Below are 19274 nucleotides of genomic sequence, written 5' to 3'. Positions count from 1 at the left end.
CCGCCGAACCGATGCTGCAGATGATCGACGATCTCGATCTGCGCGCCAGGCGCGGGGCGCGCCGGCTGATCGACGAGGCGCAGGCGCTGCTGGACCGATTCGAGGCCGATGCGCTGCGCGGCGGCGCGCCCAAGCCGGCGATCAAGCCGGCGCGCTACGGGCTGGCGGTGCTGTTGGATCACCGGGCGCGCACGCTGCCGCAGATCGAACCCGGCACATGGTCGGTTCTGGTGCGTCGGCAGCTTTTCGACGGGCGCGACATGTCGCTTGCCCGGATCCGCGAATTTCGCGCCAAAGCCGCGGCCGAGGGCGACAGCTTTGCCGCGCTAGATCGCTTTCTTGCCGGGCTGATCGCGCGGGCCGAGGCCGGGCGCCACGCCCATCGCCGCCATGGCGGCGGAGGCTGGGGCTGGAAGGTTGCGGGCTTCGTGCTGGCGCTCGTGCTGGGCCTTGCCGGATATGCGGCCTTTCTGGAATACCGCTTTCACCAGCGCATCAGCGCCAGTTTCGATGCCGAGGCGCTGACCATCGGGCTGGACCGGCCGCATGAGGGCGCCGATCTGACCCGGCGGCTGGCGGATCTGCGGGCGGCGGTTGCGCGCGTCAGCGCCGCCGCCGCCCATGCCCCCCTGAAGCGCAGCGTCCGGTTGCCGGTCTATGACAGCGAGGCCCGGGCCGAGGCCGCCTATGCCGAGGCCGTGCGCCGGCATGTGCCGGGCGCCATCGCCGGCGGGCTGGAAACGGTGCTGGCGACCGAGGGCGAGGGGCTGGTCCTTTACGACGCCCTGCGCGCCTGGTCGGTGCTGACCGGCGATGACGACTGGGCGCCCGGCTATCTGGCCGGCTGGCTCGAGGACAATGGCGCCGCCATGGGCATTGCCGGGCTTGCCGCGCATGTCGACCGGCTGGCCGGACCCAGCCCCGACATCCAGCCCCGTGACCCGGAATTGCGGGCTCAGGCGCAGGGATTCGCCGCCGAGGTCGCCGAGCCTGATCGCGCCTGGCTGGAACTGCTGCGATCCGGGCAGATGCGCGCCCTGCCGGAATGGAAACCGGAAACGCAGGTTCCCGGCCTGTCGCAGGTGCTGCTGCGTCGCTCGGGGTTGCCGGTCGAATCCCCGCTGCCGGGACTGTTCACGCAGGCCGGCTGGGACTATGCCCGCGATTATGGCGTCGGCGTCGCGGTGCAGAAGGCGCGGGCCATCGCGCCGGTGGTCACCGGACAGACGCTGGCGCCGGAAAACCGCTCTCCCGACCTGCTGATGGACCGGCTGTTGGCCGAGACGGTCGCGACCTGGAACGAATGGCTGGCCGATCTGCGGGTGCGGCCCTTCAGCCAGCGCGATACGGCCATCGTCGTCTCGGGCCAGCTCGCCCAGCCCGACAACCCGCTGACCCGGCTGCTGCGCGAGGTCTGGCTGCAGGCCGGAGGCAGCGACCGGCGGCGTAGCCATGAACAGCAGCTGCGTCTGGCGCGCGAATTCGGCCCGATGATCCAATATGTCGAACAGGGTCGCATGGCCGAGATCTCGGCCCTGTTCGCCTCGCTGAATGTCGCGCTGAGCGCGGTCGACCTGCAGCAGCGTCGGGGCATGGAGCGGCTGATGAGCATTCAGGACAAGGCGCGCTCCATCGTGGCGCTGAAAAGCGCGCCGCGGATCGTCGTGCAGATCGCCGAGGATGTTCTGGCCCAATCCGCCGCCCCGCAGACCGACATGGCCGATGGCGGCAACCCTCTGACCCGGCAATGGCAGCAGCAGGTGTTTCCGCTTTGCCAGCAGACCGTGCAGGGCCGCTATCCCTTTGCCGACGGCCCCGATGCGGGGGCTGCCGAACTGGCCGCGCTGTTTGGCCCGCAGGGGCTTCTCAGCGTGTTTATGCAGCAAAGCGCCTTGCCGTTTCTTGAAACCGCCGAGACACCCTGGCGCTGGAAGCCCGAGGCCCGCTTCGAGGGGCTCAGCCCCGAAAGCGCGCAATTCTTCGAACGCGCGGCGCAGATCTCGAAAGGGCTGTTCGGTGCCGGCCACACATTCGAGCATTCGCTGAGCCTTGCCGCCCTGGCCGAGCGCGGCCAGACCCTGTTCGCGATCGGCGGTGTCGCCCGGCCCCTGCCAGCCGGTGGCGAGACGACGCAGTTGAGCTGGCCCGGCCCCTCGCCCGATGCCGGGGTCGAGATCAGCTTTCGCGAAGGCACGGATGCCGGGCGGCTTGTCCATCCCGGGACCTGGGGGCTCATCCATCTGATGGACGGGCTGCGGCTGCGGCTGCGCGATGACGGCGCCCGCGTGCTGCTGGACCTGCGCAGCAATACCGGCCGGGTGTTTCTCGAGATGGGTTTTGCCGACAGCCTCAACCCGGTTTCGGTGCGCGGTGCGATGCGGGGGTTCGACTGCCCCCCGAACCTGTAAGCCAACGCATTTCCCGTCAGCGGGATTTGCCTATATACTGGCCGGGATCATGTCGCGATCCGACCTTTTCCCGCCTGTTCAAGGGAGCAGCCATGCCGACCGATCGTTTTGCCAAGTTGACGACGCCCTTGCCGGGGGACGAGATGCTTGCCTCGACACCGATGACGGATTTCACCGGGCTGGCCTTTCAGCGGATGCGCGGCGACGACGGGATCAGCCGCTGCTTCGAATATGAGATCAGCGCGATCAGCGGCACGCCGGATGTCAAGGCGGACGCGCTGCTGGGCGCCGAGGTCGGGCTATGCGTGGTGACGGATCGCGAGAAACCGGACTGCAAGCGGTATTTCCACGGCATCGTCGACCGCTTCCACTTTGCCGGCACCGACGAGGAGGGGCACTGGCTTTACCGCCTGGTCGTGCGGCCGCGGATGTGGCTGCTGAGCAAGACCACCGACAACCGGATCTTCCAGGAGAAATCGGTCAAGGACATCGTCAGCGAGGTGCTGGACCAGCACGGTTGCTCTGACTACGAATGGGACCTGCGCGGCACGCCAGCGCCGCGCAGCTACTGCGTCCAGTATGGCGAGAGCGATCTCGATTTCGTCCAGCGACTGCTGGAGCACGAGGGCATCTTCTATTTCTTCCGTTTCACCGACGGCAAGCACACGCTGGTGCTCTGCGACGACCTGGAGCTGCTGCAAGCTGCCGATGGCGGCGAGAAACTGGCTTTTCGCGAAAAGGCGGCCGACCGCTATGGCGGCGGCGGGGTGATCTCGCGGTTCAGCCGCGTGGACGGGATCGTCCCGGGCAGCCACAGTCTGACCGATTACGATTTCGAAAAACCCTCGGCCGACCTGCTGACCAAGACCGACAATCCCGGCGACCACGCCGGGGCAGACGGCGCGCGCTACAGCTATCCGGGCCGGTATGTCGAACATGGCCGTGGCGGCGACCTGGCCGATATCCGCAATCAGGAAGACCAGGTCCATGCCCATGTCATCACGGCCCTGTCGACGGCCTCGGCGCCGGCGGCGGGCAATATCTTCGACCTGATCGAGTTTCCCCGACAGCAGGAGAACATCACCTATGTGATCGAGCGGGCGGCCTACGACATCCGCGGTGAAGGCTATCGCAGCCCGCGGGCCGAGAAAGGCGCCGCGCAACGTCCGGGCCAGTCCCTGCACGAGGGCTTCACGCGCGAGGCCGAAAGCGCGGGTTTCGCCGCCCTCTACACGCTGCTGCCCCGGTCCATCACCTACCGGCCGCCGCGGGTGACGCCCCGGCCGTCGATGAAGGGGCCGCAGACGGCGGTGGTGGTCGGGCCGGCGGGCGAAGAGATCTACACCGACAAGTACAGCCGGGTGAAGGTCCAGTTCCACTGGGACCGGCTCGGCCGGTCCAACGAACACTCAACCTGCTTTGTCCGCGTCAGCAGCGCCTGGGCGGGTTCCGGCTGGGGCTTCATCCACGTGCCGCGGATCGGTCAGGAGGTCATCGTCGACTTTCTCGAGGGCGATCCCGACCAGCCGATCATCACCGGCCGGGTCTATAATGCCGAGCAGATGCCACCCTACGAGCTGCCGGGCAACGCCACCCAATCGGGCTGGAAATCGAACTCGTCGCCGGGCGGCGGCGGCTGGAACGAGCTGCGTTTCGAGGACAAGAAGGGCAGCGAAGAGGTCTATTTCCAGGCCGAGAAGGACCATAACGAGCTGGTCAAGAACAACGAATCGCGCCAGATCGGCAATGACTGGTTCGAGGATGTGGGCCATGACGCGACGCAATCGATCGGCCATGACCGGACCGAGTCGGTCGGCAACAACAAGTCGACCAGCGTCAGCGTGGACCGCACCGTCAATATCGGTGACAACGATACCGAGACCGTCGGCAAGGACCGCTCGCTGACCGTAGGCATTAACGAGACGATCTCGGTCGGGTCGAACTCGACCGAGACGATCGGCGCGAACCACAGCCAGACCGTCGGCGCGAACCAGACCATCAGCGTCGGCTTGGCGCGCACCGACACGGTCGGCGCCGCCGAAACCCGCACCATCGGCGCGGCACAGGCGCTTACCGTCGGCGCGGGACGGGCGGTAAGCGTCGGCGCCGCGCAGGTCCATGCGATTGGCAGCGATGACAGCTGGAGCATCGGCGGCAATCAGTCGACCGAGATCGACGGCGACCAGTCGCTGCAGGTCGGCAAGTCCAAGACCGAGACCATCGGCGAGAATATCAGCTCGGATGCCGGCAAGAACATCGTGATCAAGGCCGGCGACAGCATCACGCTGACCTGCGGCAAGGCGAAACTGCAGCTGAAAAAGGACGGGACCATCGTGATCGAGGGCAAGGACCTGTCGATCAAGGGTTCTGGCAAGATCGGCATCAACGCCTCAAGCGATGTCACCATCAAGGGCAGCACGATCAGCCAGAACTGAGATCGGGCAGGGCATCGGACCCGCCGGTCGGGCGGCCCGATCATGTCCTTGCCCGGTCAGCGGTCGAAACCGGCCGGCCCGGGGCTATCTGCCGGACCGCGCCACCTTGTCCATCGTGTGCCGGGCAGGGGGGCGGCGGTATTACCAATGGCCGGTATTCGCCATGCCGGCCCAGGGCTCTTGCGGGGGCAGATGCGCGCCCTCTTGCAGGATCTCGATCGAGACATTGTCGGGGCTGCGCACAAAGGCCATGTGCCCGTCGCGCGGCGGCCGGTTGATGGTCACGCCCGCATCCATCAGCTTCTGGCAGGTCTCATAGATATTGGCGACCCGATAGGCGAGATGGCCGAAATGCCGGCTGTCCGAGGGCAGGCCCGCATCTCCGTCCCAGTTGTAGGTCAGCTCGACCGGGCATTCCGGCTGGCCGGGCGGCGCCATGAAGACCAGCGTGAAGCGGCCCTGTTCGCTGTCCATGCGGCGGATTTCCTCAAGCCCCAGAAGGCGATAGAACTCCATGCTCTTTTCAAGATCCAGCACGCGGACCATGGTGTGCAGATAGCGGATCGTCATTCCTGTTCCCCTTGCAATGGTCTGGGTGCAGCTTGGCATCCCTTGGCCGCCCCCGCAACCGGTGCAGCGCCGGCCGCCCGCGACGATACAGCCGGTTGATTGGCGCGCGCACAAGTGCCACAAGATATGCCCATACAAGCCAAGGATTCCGCCATGCCGCTTACCCCCGAACAACAGGCCGAAATCGACGAGCAGCGCGCCAATCCGCGCCCCACCCTGCGCGCCGTGTCCGAGGGGATGGAAAAACACCTGTATCTGGCGCATCCGGTGCTGGATCACGGGCTGATCCGCGTCGTCGACTATATGGGCGATGATGCCGCGATCACTCAGGCCGCCCGGGTCAGCTATGGGCGCGGCACGAAATCGGTCAGTACCGACGAGGGGCTGATCCGCTATCTCATGCGGCATTGGCACTCGACCCCGTTCGAGATGTGCGAGGTGAAATTCCACGTCAAGCTGCCGGTCTTTGTCGCCCGGCAATGGATCCGCCACCGCACCGCGAATGTGAACGAATATTCGGCGCGCTATTCGATCCTTGACCGCGAATTCTACATCCCCGCGCCCGAGCATCTTTCGGCGCAATCGGCCGTCAACCGTCAGGGCCGCGGCGAGCTGCTGGAGGGAGAGGAAGCCGCGCGTGTCCTTGACCTGCTGCGCGAGGACGCGATGCGCAGCTATGACCATTACGAATCGATGCTGAGCCAGGACGGCCAGAAGGGCCTTGCGCGCGAGCTGGCGCGGATGAACCTGCCGGCGAATGTCTATACGCAATGGTACTGGAAGGTGGACCTGCACAACCTGTTCCATTTCCTGCGCCTGCGCGCCGACAGCCACGCCCAATACGAGATCCGCGCCTATGCCAATGCGATGTGCGACATCGTGCGCGACTGGGTGCCCTTCGCCTATGCCGCCTTCGAGGATTACCGTCTGGGCGGGGTGCAGCTCTCGGGCAAAGGCGTCGAGGTTCTGAAACGCCGTCTGGCCGGCGAAACCGTCACCGAGGAAAACAGCGGCATGAGCAAGGGCGAATGGCGCGAATTCGAGGGGCTTTGGGGATAACCCATCCCCGGAGGGGCGGTTGTCGGCACCAAAGGCGATCCGCGCCCGCCAGCGTCTGAAATAGGCCGATCAAGGGGCGACGATTGCCCATCCGGCGGATGTCCGGGCGAGGACCCCGCGCCGTGACATGGCAAATGCGCGGCCTGCGGCGCATATCCGCAGGCCCGCGTTGTCCCTAATGCTCGCTCGCGCCACCGCCAGCGGGCGTGCTGACCAGCCGCGTCATCAGGCTTAGCCGCGTCACCCGGCCACCGCCCTGCAGGGCCAGCGCCTCGGCGCCGGTTTCGGTCATCAGCCGGATCAGCTCGCGCACCGGGGTTTCGCGGTCGACAAGGGCATGATCGGCGGGGATGTCCCCGGCGGCCGCCGGTTCGGCCACATCCTCGGCGGTCAGCACCGCCAGCGGGTTCATATGGGCCACGAAATCCTCGACATAGGCATTGACCGGGTTGGCGATGATCTGGCGCGCGGTGCCGACCTGCACGATGCGGCCGCCCTCCATCAGGGCGATGCGGTTGCCGATGCGGAACGCCTCGTCCAGATCGTGGCTGACAAAGACGATGGTGCGCTGCGCCTGCTTTTGCAGCTCAAGCAATTCGTCCTGCAGGCGGGTGCGGATCAGCGGGTCAAGGGCCGAGAAGGGCTCGTCCATCAGCAAGACCGGCGCCTCGGTCGCAAAGGCGCGCGCCAGACCCACGCGCTGCTGCATGCCGCCCGACAGGTCGCCGACCTTGCGATCCGCCCAGTCGGTCAGCCCGACCGTCGCCAGTTGCGCATCGACGCGGCTGCGGCGCTCGGCCGGGGGGACATTGGCCAGTTCCAGCCCCAACCCGACATTCTCGCGCACCGAGCGCCAGGGCAGCAGGCCGAATTGCTGGAAGACCATGGCGATGCGTTCGCGCCGGATGCGGCGCAACTCGGTGCTGGATGCATTGGTGACCGAGACCATGCCATTGCCGTCCCAGATCCTGACCTCGCCCCGGCAGACCGCGTTGAGGCCGTTTACGGCGCGCAAAAGCGTGGACTTGCCCGAGCCGGAAAGCCCCATCAGAACCAGAATCTCGCCCTCGCGCACGGAAAGCGAACAGTTGTGGACGCCCAGCACCTGCCCGGTTTCCGCCTTGATCGGGCCGCGCGCCAGACCCTGATCCATCAGCGGCAGGGCGGCATGGGGGTCCTCGCCAAAGACGATGTTGACATTGTCGAATTCGACGGCGTTCCGCTCAGTCATTGCGACCCCTTACGCGCAGCATCCGGTCCAGCATGATGGCGACCACGACGATGATGATACCGCTTTCGAAACCCAGCGCGGTGTTGACGCTGTTCAGGGCCCGCACCACCGGCACGCCCAGCCCCGAGGCCCCGACCAGCGCCGCGATGACGACCATGGACAAGGACAGCATGATGGTCTGGTTCAGCCCGGCCATGATCTGCGGCAGCGCGCTTGGCAACTCGACCTTCCACAGAAGTTGGCGGGGCGTGGCGCCAAAGGCGGTGGCGGCCTCGACCAGCGCGGTCGGGGTCGAGCTGATCCCCAGATGCGTCAGCCGGATCGGCGCCGGCAGCACAAAGATCACCGTCGCGATCAGCCCCGGCACCATGCCGATGCCGAAAAACACGATGGCCGGGATCAGATAGACAAAGGTGGGCAGGGTCTGCATCAGGTCCAGAACCGGCCGCATCCAGGCGTAAAGCCGGGGCCGGTGGGCGGCGGCGATGCCGATGGGCACGCCGATCACCATGCAGACCACGCAGGCCGACAGGACCAGCGTCAGCGATTGCATGGTTTCTTCCCAATAGCCCTGATTGAGGATGAACAGGAACCCCAACGCCACCAGCAGGCAGGTCTGCCAGCTGCGCTGCAGGGCCCAGGTTAGCGCCACGGCCAGCGCGGTAAACACCAGCGGATGCGGGAATTCCAGAACCTTCAGGATGGCGCCGATCAGCCCGTCCAGAAGCCCCGAGATGAAGTTGAAAAAGGCGGCTGCGTGCAGGTTCAGCCAGTCGAACAGGGCTTTTGCGGTCTTGCCGACCGGGATCTTGGTCCCGGTCAAAAGCTCAGTCAGTTGGTCCATGCGTCATTGTCTTTCTGCCTGTCGTTCCGATGGGCGTCAGTTGGCGCGGGTCGCGGCCGCTCTGGCCAGCGAATGAGGGCGGGGGCTTCTTGCCCCCGCCAAAAGATCACTGATCCAGCGCTTCGGTCAGCGCGGCGGCGGCATCGCCACCCTCGGTGGTGGTCACGCCCGCAAGCCAGGGCGTCGCCGCGTCGGGATTGGCTTTCAGCCATTTCTTGGCCGCATCCGCGGGCTGTTCGCCATCGTTCAGGATCAGGCCCATGACCTCGTTTTCCATCGGCAGGGTGAATTCGAGGTTCTGCAGGAACTTGCCCAGATTGGGACAATCGGTGGCAAGGCCCGCACGCACATTGGTATCGACGCGCGCGCCGCCCAGATCGGGGCCAAAGATCTCGTCGCCGCCGGCCAGATAGGTCAGCTTGAACTGGCTGTTCATCGGATGCGGCTCCCAGCCCAGAAACACCACCGGCTTGCCGGCGCTGTCGGCGCGGGCGACCTGCGCCAGCATCCCCTGTTCGCTGCTTTCGACGATCTCGAAGGTGCCAAGGTCGAACTTGTTCTGCGCCACCATGTCCAGAAGCAGTCGGTTGCCGTCATTGCCCGGCTCGATCCCGTAGATCTTGCCTTCCAGCGCGTCCTTTTGCGCAGCGATCTTGGCGTAATCGTCGATGCCCAGATCGGCGCCGGCCTTGTTGGTGGCCAGCGTGTATTTCGCGCCGGTCAGGTTGGTGCGCAGCACCTCGACCGTGCCCGAATCGCGGTAGGGCTTGATGTCGTTTTCCTGGCTCGGCATCCAGTTGCCCAGAAACACGTCCACATCGTCCTTGGCCATGGCGGTATAGGTCACCGGCAGCGACAGGATCTTGGTCTCGGTCTGGTAGCCAAGCGCCTGCAATACGGTCGAGGCCAGCGCGGTGGTCGCGCTGATATCGGTCCAGCCCACATCCGAGAAGACGACCTTGCGGCACTCGATCGGTTCCTGCGCATGGGTGGCACCTGCGGTCGCGATTGCGGCGCCGAGGCCGGCGGCAAGAAGGGCGGTGCTGCGGCGAAATGTCATCTTGTTCTCCCTGTTGTCTTGACGGGTCAGTCGATTAAGGCTTTCTTTGATTGACGAGTCAATCAAAGATCAGCTAGCTGCGGACTTCCTGCCCGAAAACGGCGCACTCGGCAAAAAACGGTGTACTTTCATGCCCAAACTTGGCGCTGAACCTATCCGAAAGGCGGCATTAATCAAAGCCGCGATCGTGACAGTGGGTCGCAAGGGCTCTCTGGACGTCACCGTGGCGCAGATCGCGCGCGAGGCGGGCATGTCCACCGCTCTGGCGCATCACTATTTCGGGTCCAAGGAACGCATCTTTCTGGCGGCGATGCGCCATATCCTGACGCAATACGGCAATGCCTCGCGTGAGGCGCTGAAGGGCGCGGATACGCCCCGCGAGCGGCTTTTCGCCATCATCCATGTCAGCTTTGGCGGCATGAACTTTGAGCGTGAGACGGCTGCCGCATGGCTGAACTTCTATGCGCTGGCGCTGGTTGACGCGGATGCCGCGCGGCTTTTGCGGGTCTATCACCGCCGGCTCCGCTCGAATCTGGTGCTGTGCCTGCGGCCGCTGGTCGGGGCCGATGCCCCGGCCACAGCACTGACGCTGGGGGCGCTGATCGACGGGCTTTACCTGCGCGGCGTGCTGTCAACCGAACTCGATGGCCCGACTGCCGAGGGCCTTATTCTGGACTATCTGCAAAAGGTGCTGCCATGAGCCAATCCTCCCCGCTTTCCGCCCAGCCCAAGGCCAGCCTTTACATCAATGGCGCCCCTGTCGAGGGCGAGGGGGCGGCGCTGCCGGTCCATTACCCCTATACCGGCGAGGTGATCGCCACCCTGCATGAGGCAAGCGCCGCGCAGGTCGCGCAGGCGACCATGGCGGCCGAGGCGGCCCAGCCCGTCTGGGCGGCGCTGCGCCCGGTCGAGCGTGGCCGGGTGCTGATCCGCGCCGCCCAGATCATCCGCGAGCGCGCCGAGGAACTGGCGCGGCTGGAGACGCTGGATACCGGCAAGCCCATTCAGGAAACCCGCGTCGCCGACTGGCCCTCGGGGGCGGATGCGCTGGAATATTTCGGCGGGCTGGCGCCCACGGTGACCGGCCAGACCATCCCGCTGGGCGGCGATTTCGTCTATACGATCCGCGAGGCCTTGGGGGTATGCGCCGGCATCGGCGCCTGGAACTATCCCAGCCAAATCGCCTGCTGGAAGGCCGCGCCGGCCTTGGCCATGGGTAATGCGATGGTTTTTAAACCAAGTGAGGAAACGCCGCTAGGGGCCTTGAAACTGGCCGATATTTTTACCGAGGCCGGGCTGCCTGCGGGTATCTTCAATGTGGTGCAGGGGCGCGGCGCGGTGGGGGCGGCTCTGGTCACCGATCCGCGCGTGGCCAAGGTCTCGCTGACCGGCTCGGTGCCGACGGGGCAAAAGGTCTATGCGGCGGCGGCGGCTGGCATGCGCCATGTGACGATGGAGCTGGGCGGCAAGTCGCCGCTGATCGTCTTTGACGATGCCAGCCTTGAGGATGCGGTGGGTGCGGCGATGCTGGCGAACTTTTATTCCTCGGGGCAGATCTGTTCGAACGGAACGCGGGTTTTCGTGCAGGAAGGGATCCTGCCCGCTTTTCTCGAGCGGCTGGCCGCGCGGGTGGCCGGCATCCGTGTCGGCGATCCTCTGGATGAGGCGACCCAGCACGGCCCCATCGTCAGCCCGGCGCAGGCCGCGAAAATCCGCGCCGCCGTCCAGAGCGGGCTGGCCGAGGGCGCGCGGCTGGTCTGTGGCGGCCCGGGCGAGGGCGCCTTCGTGCCGCCCACGGTCTTTGCCGACACCACGGACGAGATGGCCATCGTGCGCGAGGAAATCTTTGGCCCGGTGATGTCGGTCCTGAGCTTCGCCACCGAAGCCGAGGCTGTGGCGCGCGCCAATGCCACCGATTACGGGTTGGCGGCGGGGGTCTTTACCCGCGATCTGGCGCGCGGGCATCGTGTGGCCGCTGCGTTGCAGGCTGGGACCACCTGGATCAACGCCTATAACCTGACCCCGGTCGAGGCGCCCTTTGGCGGGGTGAAGCTGTCGGGGATCGGGCGCGAGAACTCGGCCGCCGCCATCGAGCATTATTCGCAGCTGAAATCCGTCTATGTCGGGATGGGAGGCGTCGATGCGCCTTACTGATGGGCAGCGCCGCGCCCGTGGCACGGGTGGCATGGATATTTGGATGAAGAAGAAATCCGCGGCCTGCCGCGCATGGGGGCGGGCATGACGCCGGATTATGTCATTGTGGGGGCGGGTTCGGCCGGTTGTGCGCTGGCCTATCGGCTGGTCATGGCCGGAAAGCGCGTCGATCTGATCGAATATGGCGGCTCGGATATCGGGCCCTTCATCCAGATGCCGGCGGCGCTGAGCTATCCGATGAACATGCGCCGCTATGACTGGGGGTTTTCATCCGAGCCCGAGCCGCATCTGGGCGGGCGCCGGCTGGTCACGCCGCGCGGCAAGGTGCTGGGCGGCTCAAGTTCGATCAATGGCATGGTCTTTGTCAGAGGCCACGCCAAGGACTTTGATTTCTGGGCGGAATCTGGCGCGGATGGTTGGGCTTACGCCGATGTTCTGCCCTATTTCAAGCGCATGGAGACCTCGCATGGCGCGGTCAGCGATTATCGTGGCACCGAAGGTCCGCTGCATGTGACGCGCGGCTCGCGCAAGAATCCGCTGTTCAACGCCTTTATCCGGGCGGGGCGCGAGGCCGGCTATCCGACGGTCGAGGATTATAACGGCGCCCGGCAGGAGGGATTCGGCGCCATGGAGGCGACGATCTGGGAGGGGCGGCGCTGGTCGGCGGCCAATGCCTATCTGCGTCCGGCGCTGGAAACGAAGCTGCTGCGGCTGCGGCGCGGGCTGGCGCAGCGCGTCGTTTTCGAGGATGGGCGCGCCGTTGGAGTCGAGGTCAGAAATGCGCGTGGTATCAATATTTTCCGAGCGGGTATTGAGGTGATCCTTGCCACCAGCTCGATCAATACGCCCAAGCTTCTGATGCTGTCGGGGATCGGCCCGGCCGAGCATCTGCGCGCGCATGGGATCGAGGTTCTGGCTGACCGGCCCGGCGTTGGCGGCAATCTGCAGGACCATCTTGAGGTCTATATGCAATATACCGCCACCAAGCCGATCACGCTTTACAAGCACTGGAACCTGTGGGGGAAAGGCTCGATCGGAGCGCAATGGATGGCGACGGGGACCGGGCTTGGCGCCTCGAACCAGTTCGAAAGCTGCGGCTTCATCCGTTCGGCCGCCGGGGTGGAATATCCTGATATTCAATATCATTTCCTGCCGCTGGCGGTGCGCTATGACGGCAAGGCCGCGGCCGAGGGTCATGGCTTTCAGGTCCATGTCGGGCCGATGCGCTCGAAATCGCGGGGCACGGTGCGGCTGAAATCCGCTGATCCGAGTGAAGCGCCCGAGATCCGCTTCAACTACATGTCCCATGCCGATGATTGGGCCGAGTTCCGCGCCTGCGTGCGCCTGACCCGCGAGATCTTTGCCCAGACCGCCTTTGCGGATTTCAAGGGGCATGAAATCCAGCCTGGCGAAGGGGTTGTCAGCGATTCCCAGATTGATGACTTTATTCGCGAACATGCGGAATCGGCCTTTCATCCCTGCGGAACGGCGCGGATGGGGCGGGCGGGCGATCCGCTGGCCGTGGTCGATCCCGAATTGCGGGTGATCGGGGTCGAGGGGTTGCGCGTTGCCGACAGTTCGGTCTTTCCGCGCGTGACCAATGGCAACCTGAACGCACCCTCGATCATGACCGGCGAAAAGGCCGCCGATCACATCCTTGGCAAGGGCATGCTGGCACCATTGAATTTGGGGCCGGAGATGCCGGCGGACTGGCAGGAAAGCCAGCGTTCCGCGTGACTTACGAGGGTTTCTTGCCGTTCTTCATTAGCTCGGCGAGATTGGCGAAGGGCTTGCGGGTTTCCGCATCTTCGCCGGGTTCGGGGGCTGCGTCCAGCGCCGCACCCTTGGCGCGGGGGTATAGCGGCAGCGCCAGCGAAAGCTCTTCGGCCATGATCGCGGCAAGGTCGATGAACTGGCCCAAGGGCTCGATTTCATCGTCGGGCATCTCGACCTCGTCGCCCTCGGGTGTCGCGACATGGGGCGAGAAGATGCGCGCGACATCCTCGGCCAGATCGGTGGTGACCGGGGCCAGCGTGACCACGCAGGGCTGGGTCACGCGCGCCTCGAGCCGGCCTTCGACAGCCCAGGCATCGCCGTCGATGGCGCGGATGCGACCGGAAAAACGCAGCTTGTGCAGGGCGCTGATCCCCAGCTCGTTGGCTAGGGCCGCACGGGCGGGCGCATCGGGGCTCAGGGTGAACTCGGTCGGCTGGCGCGGGTTCAGATGCGCCACGCGAAAGCGGGTCTGCGATGGTTTCGATTCGGTCATCTGGAGCCTTTCGCGGGCAAATCCGCCCTTGGTCTGGATATTCTTGAGCGCGGGCCGCGAGTTTGCTAAGCCGTTCGGGCGGCGTCAACAGGCGCATAGAGGGACAAAGTGACGATGAAGATTTCCCGGCGGCGGATCGTGGCCCTTGCACTGGCTGCGCCTCTTGCCCTTGCTGCCTGTACGGCGACCTATCGCAATCACGGCTATATCCCCCCCGAGGAGGATCTGGCCCAGGTCGTCGTGGGCCAGACCACACAGGGCGACCTTGAGGGGCTGATCGGCAAACCCTCGGCGCAGGGCCTGCTGGCCGGCTCTGGCTGGTATTACGTCGGCTCGCGTTGGGAGTTCTATGGCCCGCGCCAACCGCGCGAGGTGAACCGTCAGGTTGTCGCGGTCAGCTTCGACGAATCCAGCACGGTGACCAATGTCGAGCGCTTCGGGCTTGAGCGCGGTCAGGTCGTGGTGCTGTCGCGCCGGGTGACCGATACCGGTGTCACCAGCCTTGGCCTGATCCGCCAGCTGATGGGCAATGTCGGCCGCGTTCAGGCGGGCGATCTTCTGACCGACTGATCCGGAACGGAGTTTCTGGCCGGGTTTTCGGGGCAGGGCGGCGGCAGGACCTGCCGCCGCCCCGGTATCCGCCTAGATCTCGGGGACGAAGCGCAGCGCCACGCCGTTGATGCAATAGCGCAGCCCCGTGGGTGGTGGGCCGTCGGGAAAGACATGGCCCAGATGCGCATCGCAGACATGGCAGCGCACCTCGGTGCGGATCATCGCGTGGCTGGTATCGCGATGCTCGTCGATCTTGCCGCCGGCGCGCGAAAAGCTGGGCCAGCCGCAATGGCTTTCGAACTTGGCATCCCCGTCGAACAACCGCGCGCCACAGCAGACGCAGTCGTAATGGCCCGGCCCGTTGGGAAAGCCGGGATGCGAGAAGGGCCGCTCGGTTCCCGCCTGCCGCGTCACGCGAAAGGTCTCGGGATCCAGCTCGGTGCGCCACTCGGCATCGGTCTTGGTGATACGCTCAGACATCTTCGGCCTTCTTTCCTGTTGCGCTGCTGTTACAAGATAGGCGCAAGACGTATGTGAACAAGTCAGGCGCGCCATTTCCGGGCCGCCAATCGGTCAGGCAGGGGACCATCATGGCATGGGCCAGGGGGCGATACGAGGTCAGCATCGCCGCTGACGACAGCGAAATCCGCGAGGCGCAGCGCCTGCGCTGGCTGTGTTTCATCGGCGCGCGGCAGGGCGGGACGGCCGAGGGCGGCCAGCTGGATGCCGATGATTATGACGACCGCTGCTGGCACGTGCTGATTCGCGACCGCGCCTTCGGGCAGCTGGTCGCCTGTTTCCGCATGCTGACGCTGGCTGGCGGGGCCGAGATCGGCGACAGCTATGCCGCGCGCCATTACAATCTGTCCCGGCTTCGCGGGTTCAGCGGCAGGATGGTCGAGATCGGCCGCTTCTGCATCCATCCCGAATGGTCCGACCCCGATATCCTGCGTCTGGCCTGGGCGGCCTTGGCACGGCATGTCGACGATCAGGATATCGAGATGCTGTTTGGCTGCTCAAGCTTCATGGGCACTGATGTTCGGGGCTATGAGGACGCCTTTGCCATGCTGCGCGAGCGCCATCTGGCGCCCAGGCACTGGCTGCCCCGGGTCAAGGCGCCGCAGGTGTTTCGCTTTGCCCGTGCATTGCGGTTGAAGACGCCTGATCCGCGCGCCGCCATGGCCGGGATGCCGCCCTTGCTGCGCTCTTATCTGGCGATGGGGGGCTGGGTCAGCGACCATGCGGTGGTGGATCGCCAGCTCGATACGCTGCATGTCTTTACCGGGCTGGAAATCCGCGCCATTCCCCCGGCCCGGGCGAAACTCTTGCGCGCGGCGGCGGCGTAACGCGGCTTTGCATCCGGCCGCCAAAACCCCTATGTGCCGGGCCATGAGCGACAGATTCTCCTTCTCCGTTGCGGCCACCGATGGCCGCGCCCGCACCGGCACCATCCAGACGCCGCGCGGCGATATCCGCACCCCCGCCTTCATGCCCGTGGGCACCGCCGCCACGGTCAAGGCCATGCTGCCCGAATCGGTCGCCGCCACCGGCGCCGATATCCTTCTGGGCAATACCTATCACCTGATGCTGCGTCCGGGCGCCGAGCGCGTCTCCCGGTTGGGCGGGCTGCACCGCTTTATGAACTGGCAGCGCCCGATCCTGACCGATTCGGGCGGCTTTCAGGTGATGAGCCTGGCCGGGTTGCGCAAGCTGACCGAAGAGGGGGTGACCTTCGCCAGCCATGTCGATGGCTCGAAACATTTCCTGTCGCCCGAAACCAGCATGGAAATCCAGCGCCAGCTTGGCTCGGATATCGTCATGGCCTTTGACGAATGCCCGGCGCTGCCCGCGACCGAGGAGGAAGTCGCGAAATCCATGCGCATGTCGATGCGTTGGGCACAGCGTTCGCGCGACGCCTTTGGCGACCGTCCCGGCCACGCGCTGTTCGGCATCATGCAGGGCGGCGTCACCCGCGAACTGCGCGAGGAATCCGCCGAGGCGCTGAAAGCCATCGGCTTTGAGGGCTATGCCATCGGCGGCCTTGCCGTGGGCGAGGGGCAAGAGGCGATGTTCGGCGTTCTCGACTATGCGCCGGGCTTCCTGCCGCAGGACAAGCCGCGCTATCTGATGGGCGTGGGCAAGCCCGACGATATCGTCGGCGCGGTCCAGCGCGGCGTTGACATGATGGATTGCGTGCTGCCCTCGCGCTCGGGGCGGACGGGGCAGGCGTGGACGCGCCGCGGTCAGGTCAATATCAAGAACGCCCGCCATGCCGACGACCCGCGCCCGCTGGATGCCGAATGCACCTGCCCGGCCTGCACCGGCTATTCCCGCGCCTATCTGCATCATGTCTTCCGCTCGGGCGAGATGATTTCGGGGATGCTGCTGACCTGGCACAACCTGCATTATTTCCAAGAGCTTATGCAGGGGATGCGCGATGCCATCGCCGGCGGGCGGCTGGATGCCTTCGTTGCCGATTTCCACGCGCAGCGCGCCGGGGGCGATATCGCGCCGCTGTAAACGCCGGATGCCCGGCGCTCAGACCCCGCAGCGTTCGCGAAAGGCGATGCGGGCGGCGCCGGTGCCCTTCATGTCCGATTCAAACAGCACCCTGCGGCTGCCCGAATTTTCCACGATCGACATGGACTTGGCATTGCCGAAAAAGTCGAGCGTATACGACGAAACCACGAACAGGCCGCTGAGCGATGGCCCTTCGGGGCTTACAGCCGAGGACCATTTGTCCATCCGCCCGTCCGGGGCCTCGATCCACATCATCACCGTCCGGACGCCTCGGAACAGATCGCCGCGCAACGTCTGATCATGCAGGTTGAACTCCAGTTGGTTGCTGCCCCGCCGGCAATGCATGGTCAGGATATACTGGCCTGAAAACTGCGAGGTGGTGACGGAATCGCGCTGCTTGTGCAGATCCCAGCCCAGGGCCGGCAGCGGCAGCAGAAGGCAGGCGATCAGCATCGTGGTCAGTCGGCTAGTCATCGTGTGCTCCCTTCGTTGGGGTTTTGACCATGACACCACAGCCCCCGATTCGCGGCAGTGCGGGCACAGGGTCCGGGATAAGCTGTGCCCGTGACACGGGAATGTCTTGAATTTCTGTCTACCTTCGCTAAGCCCGGGACGGAATCGATGGCGGACAACCCGCCGCCCTTGAAAGCAAGCAATGCCCGCAGACGCCCCCACCGGCCGCAAGTCCGAGATCCGCACCCTCACCACCACCGCCGAACTGGCCGAGTTCTGCGAGCTGGCCAAGGCGCAGCCCTATGTCACGCTCGACACCGAATTCCTGCGTGAACGGACCTATTATTCCAGGCTGTGTCTGATTCAGGCGGCGCTGCCCCCGGCCTCGGGGCCGAAATCGGCGGGCGGGCCGGCGGTGCTGATCGACCCTCTGGCCGAGGGCCTGTCGCTTGAGCCGCTTTACGACCTGTTCCGGCACCAGCCGACGGTCAAGGTCTTTCATGCCGCGCGGCAGGATCTGGAGATTTTCTTCCACGATGCCGGCGTCTTTCCCGATCCGCTGTTCGACACCCAGATCGCCGCCATGGTCTGCGGCTTTGGCGAACAGGTCGGCTATGAGACGCTGGTGAAAAAGATCGCCCGCCAGCCCCTGGACAAATCCTCGCGCTTTACCGACTGGTCGCATCGCCCGCTTTCCGAGGCGCAGGCCACCTATGCGCTGGCCGATGTGACGCATCTGCGCGCCATCTACGAATATCTGGCCGCCCAGCTCGAAAAGACCGGCCGCGCGCCATGGCTTGAGGAAGAGGCCGCCGTGCTGCTGAACCCCGAGACCTATATCACCCGCCCCGACGAGGCATGGGAGCGGATCCGCACCCGTTCCGGCTCACCGCGCTTTCTGGCGGTGGTGCGCGAGCTGGCCCGCTTTCGCGAGACCTATGCCCAGGAACGCGACGTTCCCCGCTCGCGCGTCTACAAGGATGACGCGCTGATCGAGCTGGCCTCGACCAAGCCTGTGACCGAGGCCGATCTGGCCAAGTCGCGCCTGCTTCTGCGCGAGGGGCGGCGCGGCGATATCGCCGCCGGAATCCTGGCCGCCGTCAAGGCTGGGCTTGAGACGCGCGATCTGCCCAAGCCCGCCCCGGATGAGCCGGGCCGCCCCGGCAATGCGGCGCTGGCGGAACTCCTGCGCGTGCTCTTGAAGGCCAAGGCCGATGCGGCGGGCGTGGCCGCGCGGCTGATCGCCTCGGCTGCCGATCTGGATGCCCTTGCCTCGGGCGGGCGCGACATGCCGGCCCTGCATGGCTGGCGGGCCGAGGTTTTCGGCAATGACGCCCTGCGCCTTGCTGCGGGCGAGATTGCGCTTTCGGCACAGGACGGTGCGGTTAAGGTGGTCGAGGTCCCGCGCTAGGGGCGGCGCGGGCCGATGGGGCGCGTGCTTGGCGGACATAGATGCCGCTGGCAAAGGCAAAAGAGTGCAAGGCTAGTTCGGTCATGGAGAATGACGTCAAAGCTGCTCATGCACATTGTGCCAATCATCGATCCGAGCTTGAAACCAGCCTGCAATGCGGCTGCTTCTACTGCTGCTCGGTGTTTTTTCCGCTGAGATCGAAGACTGGTGCGACGAAGGAAGAACCGCACTATGTCCGCGCTGTGGCATAGATTCAGTCATCGGTGATGCTTCGGGCTGTCAGGTGACAAGGCCTGAGTTCTTGAAAC

Annotated in this window: 17 protein-coding genes; 10 read left to right on the top strand and 7 right to left on the bottom strand. The window is 65.5% G+C overall.

Features of this window, described 5'->3' with window-relative positions:
* The first annotated feature begins 20 nt into the window (after positions 1 to 20).
* Complete coding sequence (locus DFP89_RS02205; protein WP_181870211.1) at positions 21 to 2408, top strand: ImcF-related family protein; 2388 nt, start codon at positions 21 to 23, stop codon at positions 2406 to 2408.
* Between the two features lie 92 nt (positions 2409 to 2500).
* On the top strand, positions 2501 to 4843 hold the full coding sequence (locus DFP89_RS02200) for a type VI secretion system Vgr family protein (RefSeq protein ID WP_114347728.1): 2343 nt from the start codon (positions 2501 to 2503) through the stop codon (positions 4841 to 4843).
* 141 nt (positions 4844 to 4984) lie between these two features.
* Here the strand turns inward: DFP89_RS02200 and DFP89_RS02195 are convergent, their stop codons facing one another.
* Complete coding sequence (locus tag DFP89_RS02195; RefSeq protein ID WP_114347727.1) at positions 4985 to 5413, bottom strand: VOC family protein; 429 nt, start codon at positions 5411 to 5413, stop codon at positions 4985 to 4987.
* A 153-nt stretch (positions 5414 to 5566) separates the two neighbouring features.
* Here DFP89_RS02195 and thyX point away from each other — a divergent pair, with 153 nt between their 5' ends.
* The gene (thyX, locus tag DFP89_RS02190; RefSeq protein ID WP_114347726.1) at positions 5567 to 6472 is read left to right on the top strand and encodes an FAD-dependent thymidylate synthase; all 906 of its coding nucleotides are present in this window, start codon (positions 5567 to 5569) and stop codon (positions 6470 to 6472) included.
* A 175-nt stretch (positions 6473 to 6647) separates the two neighbouring features.
* Here thyX and choV read toward each other — a convergent pair whose 3' ends face one another.
* The 3 genes from choV to choX all read right to left on the bottom strand — a co-directional run bounded on the left by choV (position 6648) and on the right by choX (position 9607).
* Positions 6648 to 7703 (bottom strand): choline ABC transporter ATP-binding protein, encoded by a 1056-nt coding sequence (choV, locus tag DFP89_RS02185; RefSeq protein ID WP_114347725.1) that lies wholly within the window; start codon positions 7701 to 7703, stop codon positions 6648 to 6650.
* A complete protein-coding gene (gene choW / locus DFP89_RS02180) occupies positions 7696 to 8547 on the bottom strand; it encodes a choline ABC transporter permease subunit (protein WP_114347724.1) in 852 nt (283 codons plus the stop codon). Before choW ends, choV begins: the two co-directional genes overlap by 8 nt.
* Before the next feature lie 106 nt (positions 8548 to 8653).
* Positions 8654 to 9607, bottom strand: coding sequence for a choline ABC transporter substrate-binding protein (gene choX / locus DFP89_RS02175; protein WP_114347723.1), 954 nt, complete (start codon positions 9605 to 9607; stop codon positions 8654 to 8656).
* Positions 9608 to 9737: 130 nt separating this feature from the next.
* Here choX and betI point away from each other — a divergent pair, with 130 nt between their 5' ends.
* The 3 genes from betI (at position 9738) to betA (ending at position 13498) form a co-directional block, all read left to right on the top strand.
* On the top strand, positions 9738 to 10307 hold the full coding sequence (betI, locus tag DFP89_RS02170) for a choline-binding transcriptional repressor BetI (protein ID WP_114347722.1): 570 nt from the start codon (positions 9738 to 9740) through the stop codon (positions 10305 to 10307).
* Positions 10304 to 11761, top strand: a complete 1458-nt coding sequence (gene betB, locus DFP89_RS02165; protein WP_114347721.1) for a betaine-aldehyde dehydrogenase — start codon at positions 10304 to 10306, stop codon at positions 11759 to 11761. Before betI ends, betB begins: the two co-directional genes overlap by 4 nt.
* An 84-nt stretch (positions 11762 to 11845) precedes the next feature.
* Positions 11846 to 13498, top strand: a complete 1653-nt coding sequence (betA, locus tag DFP89_RS02160) for a choline dehydrogenase (protein ID WP_114347813.1) — start codon at positions 11846 to 11848, stop codon at positions 13496 to 13498.
* Position 13499: 1 nt separating this feature from the next.
* Here betA and DFP89_RS02155 read toward each other — a convergent pair whose 3' ends face one another.
* Positions 13500 to 14030, bottom strand: a complete 531-nt coding sequence (locus DFP89_RS02155; RefSeq protein ID WP_114347720.1) for a YceD family protein — start codon at positions 14028 to 14030, stop codon at positions 13500 to 13502.
* Positions 14031 to 14144: 114 nt separating this feature from the next.
* Between DFP89_RS02155 and DFP89_RS02150 the strand changes: the two genes are divergently transcribed.
* Positions 14145 to 14600, top strand: a complete 456-nt coding sequence (locus DFP89_RS02150; protein ID WP_114347719.1) for an outer membrane protein assembly factor BamE — start codon at positions 14145 to 14147, stop codon at positions 14598 to 14600.
* Between the two features lie 72 nt (positions 14601 to 14672).
* Here the strand turns inward: DFP89_RS02150 and msrB are convergent, their stop codons facing one another.
* Positions 14673 to 15062 carry a peptide-methionine (R)-S-oxide reductase MsrB gene (msrB, locus tag DFP89_RS02145; RefSeq protein WP_114347718.1) on the bottom strand — a complete coding sequence of 130 codons (390 nt, stop codon included), beginning with the start codon at positions 15060 to 15062 and terminating at the stop codon, positions 14673 to 14675.
* A 107-nt stretch (positions 15063 to 15169) separates the two neighbouring features.
* On the opposite strand from msrB, the gene DFP89_RS02140 reads away from it, so the two are divergent.
* On the top strand, positions 15170 to 15928 hold the full coding sequence (locus DFP89_RS02140; protein WP_114347812.1) for a GNAT family N-acetyltransferase: 759 nt from the start codon (positions 15170 to 15172) through the stop codon (positions 15926 to 15928).
* Between the two features lie 43 nt (positions 15929 to 15971).
* Positions 15972 to 17102: a tRNA guanosine(34) transglycosylase Tgt gene (tgt, locus tag DFP89_RS02135; RefSeq protein ID WP_114347717.1), complete on the top strand. Its 1131-nt coding sequence runs from the start codon at positions 15972 to 15974 to the stop codon at positions 17100 to 17102.
* 18 nt (positions 17103 to 17120) lie between these two features.
* Here the strand turns inward: tgt and DFP89_RS02130 are convergent, their stop codons facing one another.
* On the bottom strand, positions 17121 to 17576 hold the full coding sequence (locus tag DFP89_RS02130) for a hypothetical protein (protein WP_147273258.1): 456 nt from the start codon (positions 17574 to 17576) through the stop codon (positions 17121 to 17123).
* A gap of 217 nt (positions 17577 to 17793) precedes the next feature.
* On the opposite strand from DFP89_RS02130, the gene rnd reads away from it, so the two are divergent.
* Positions 17794 to 18966, top strand: coding sequence for a ribonuclease D (gene rnd, locus DFP89_RS02125; RefSeq protein ID WP_181870222.1), 1173 nt, complete (start codon positions 17794 to 17796; stop codon positions 18964 to 18966).
* Positions 18967 to 19274: the final 308 nt, after the last annotated feature.

The organism is Paracoccus lutimaris (assembly GCF_003337565.1).
GTDB classification, from domain to species: Bacteria; Pseudomonadota; Alphaproteobacteria; order Rhodobacterales; family Rhodobacteraceae; genus Paracoccus; species Paracoccus lutimaris.
This window is presented reverse-complemented; position numbering and strand designations above follow the sequence as displayed.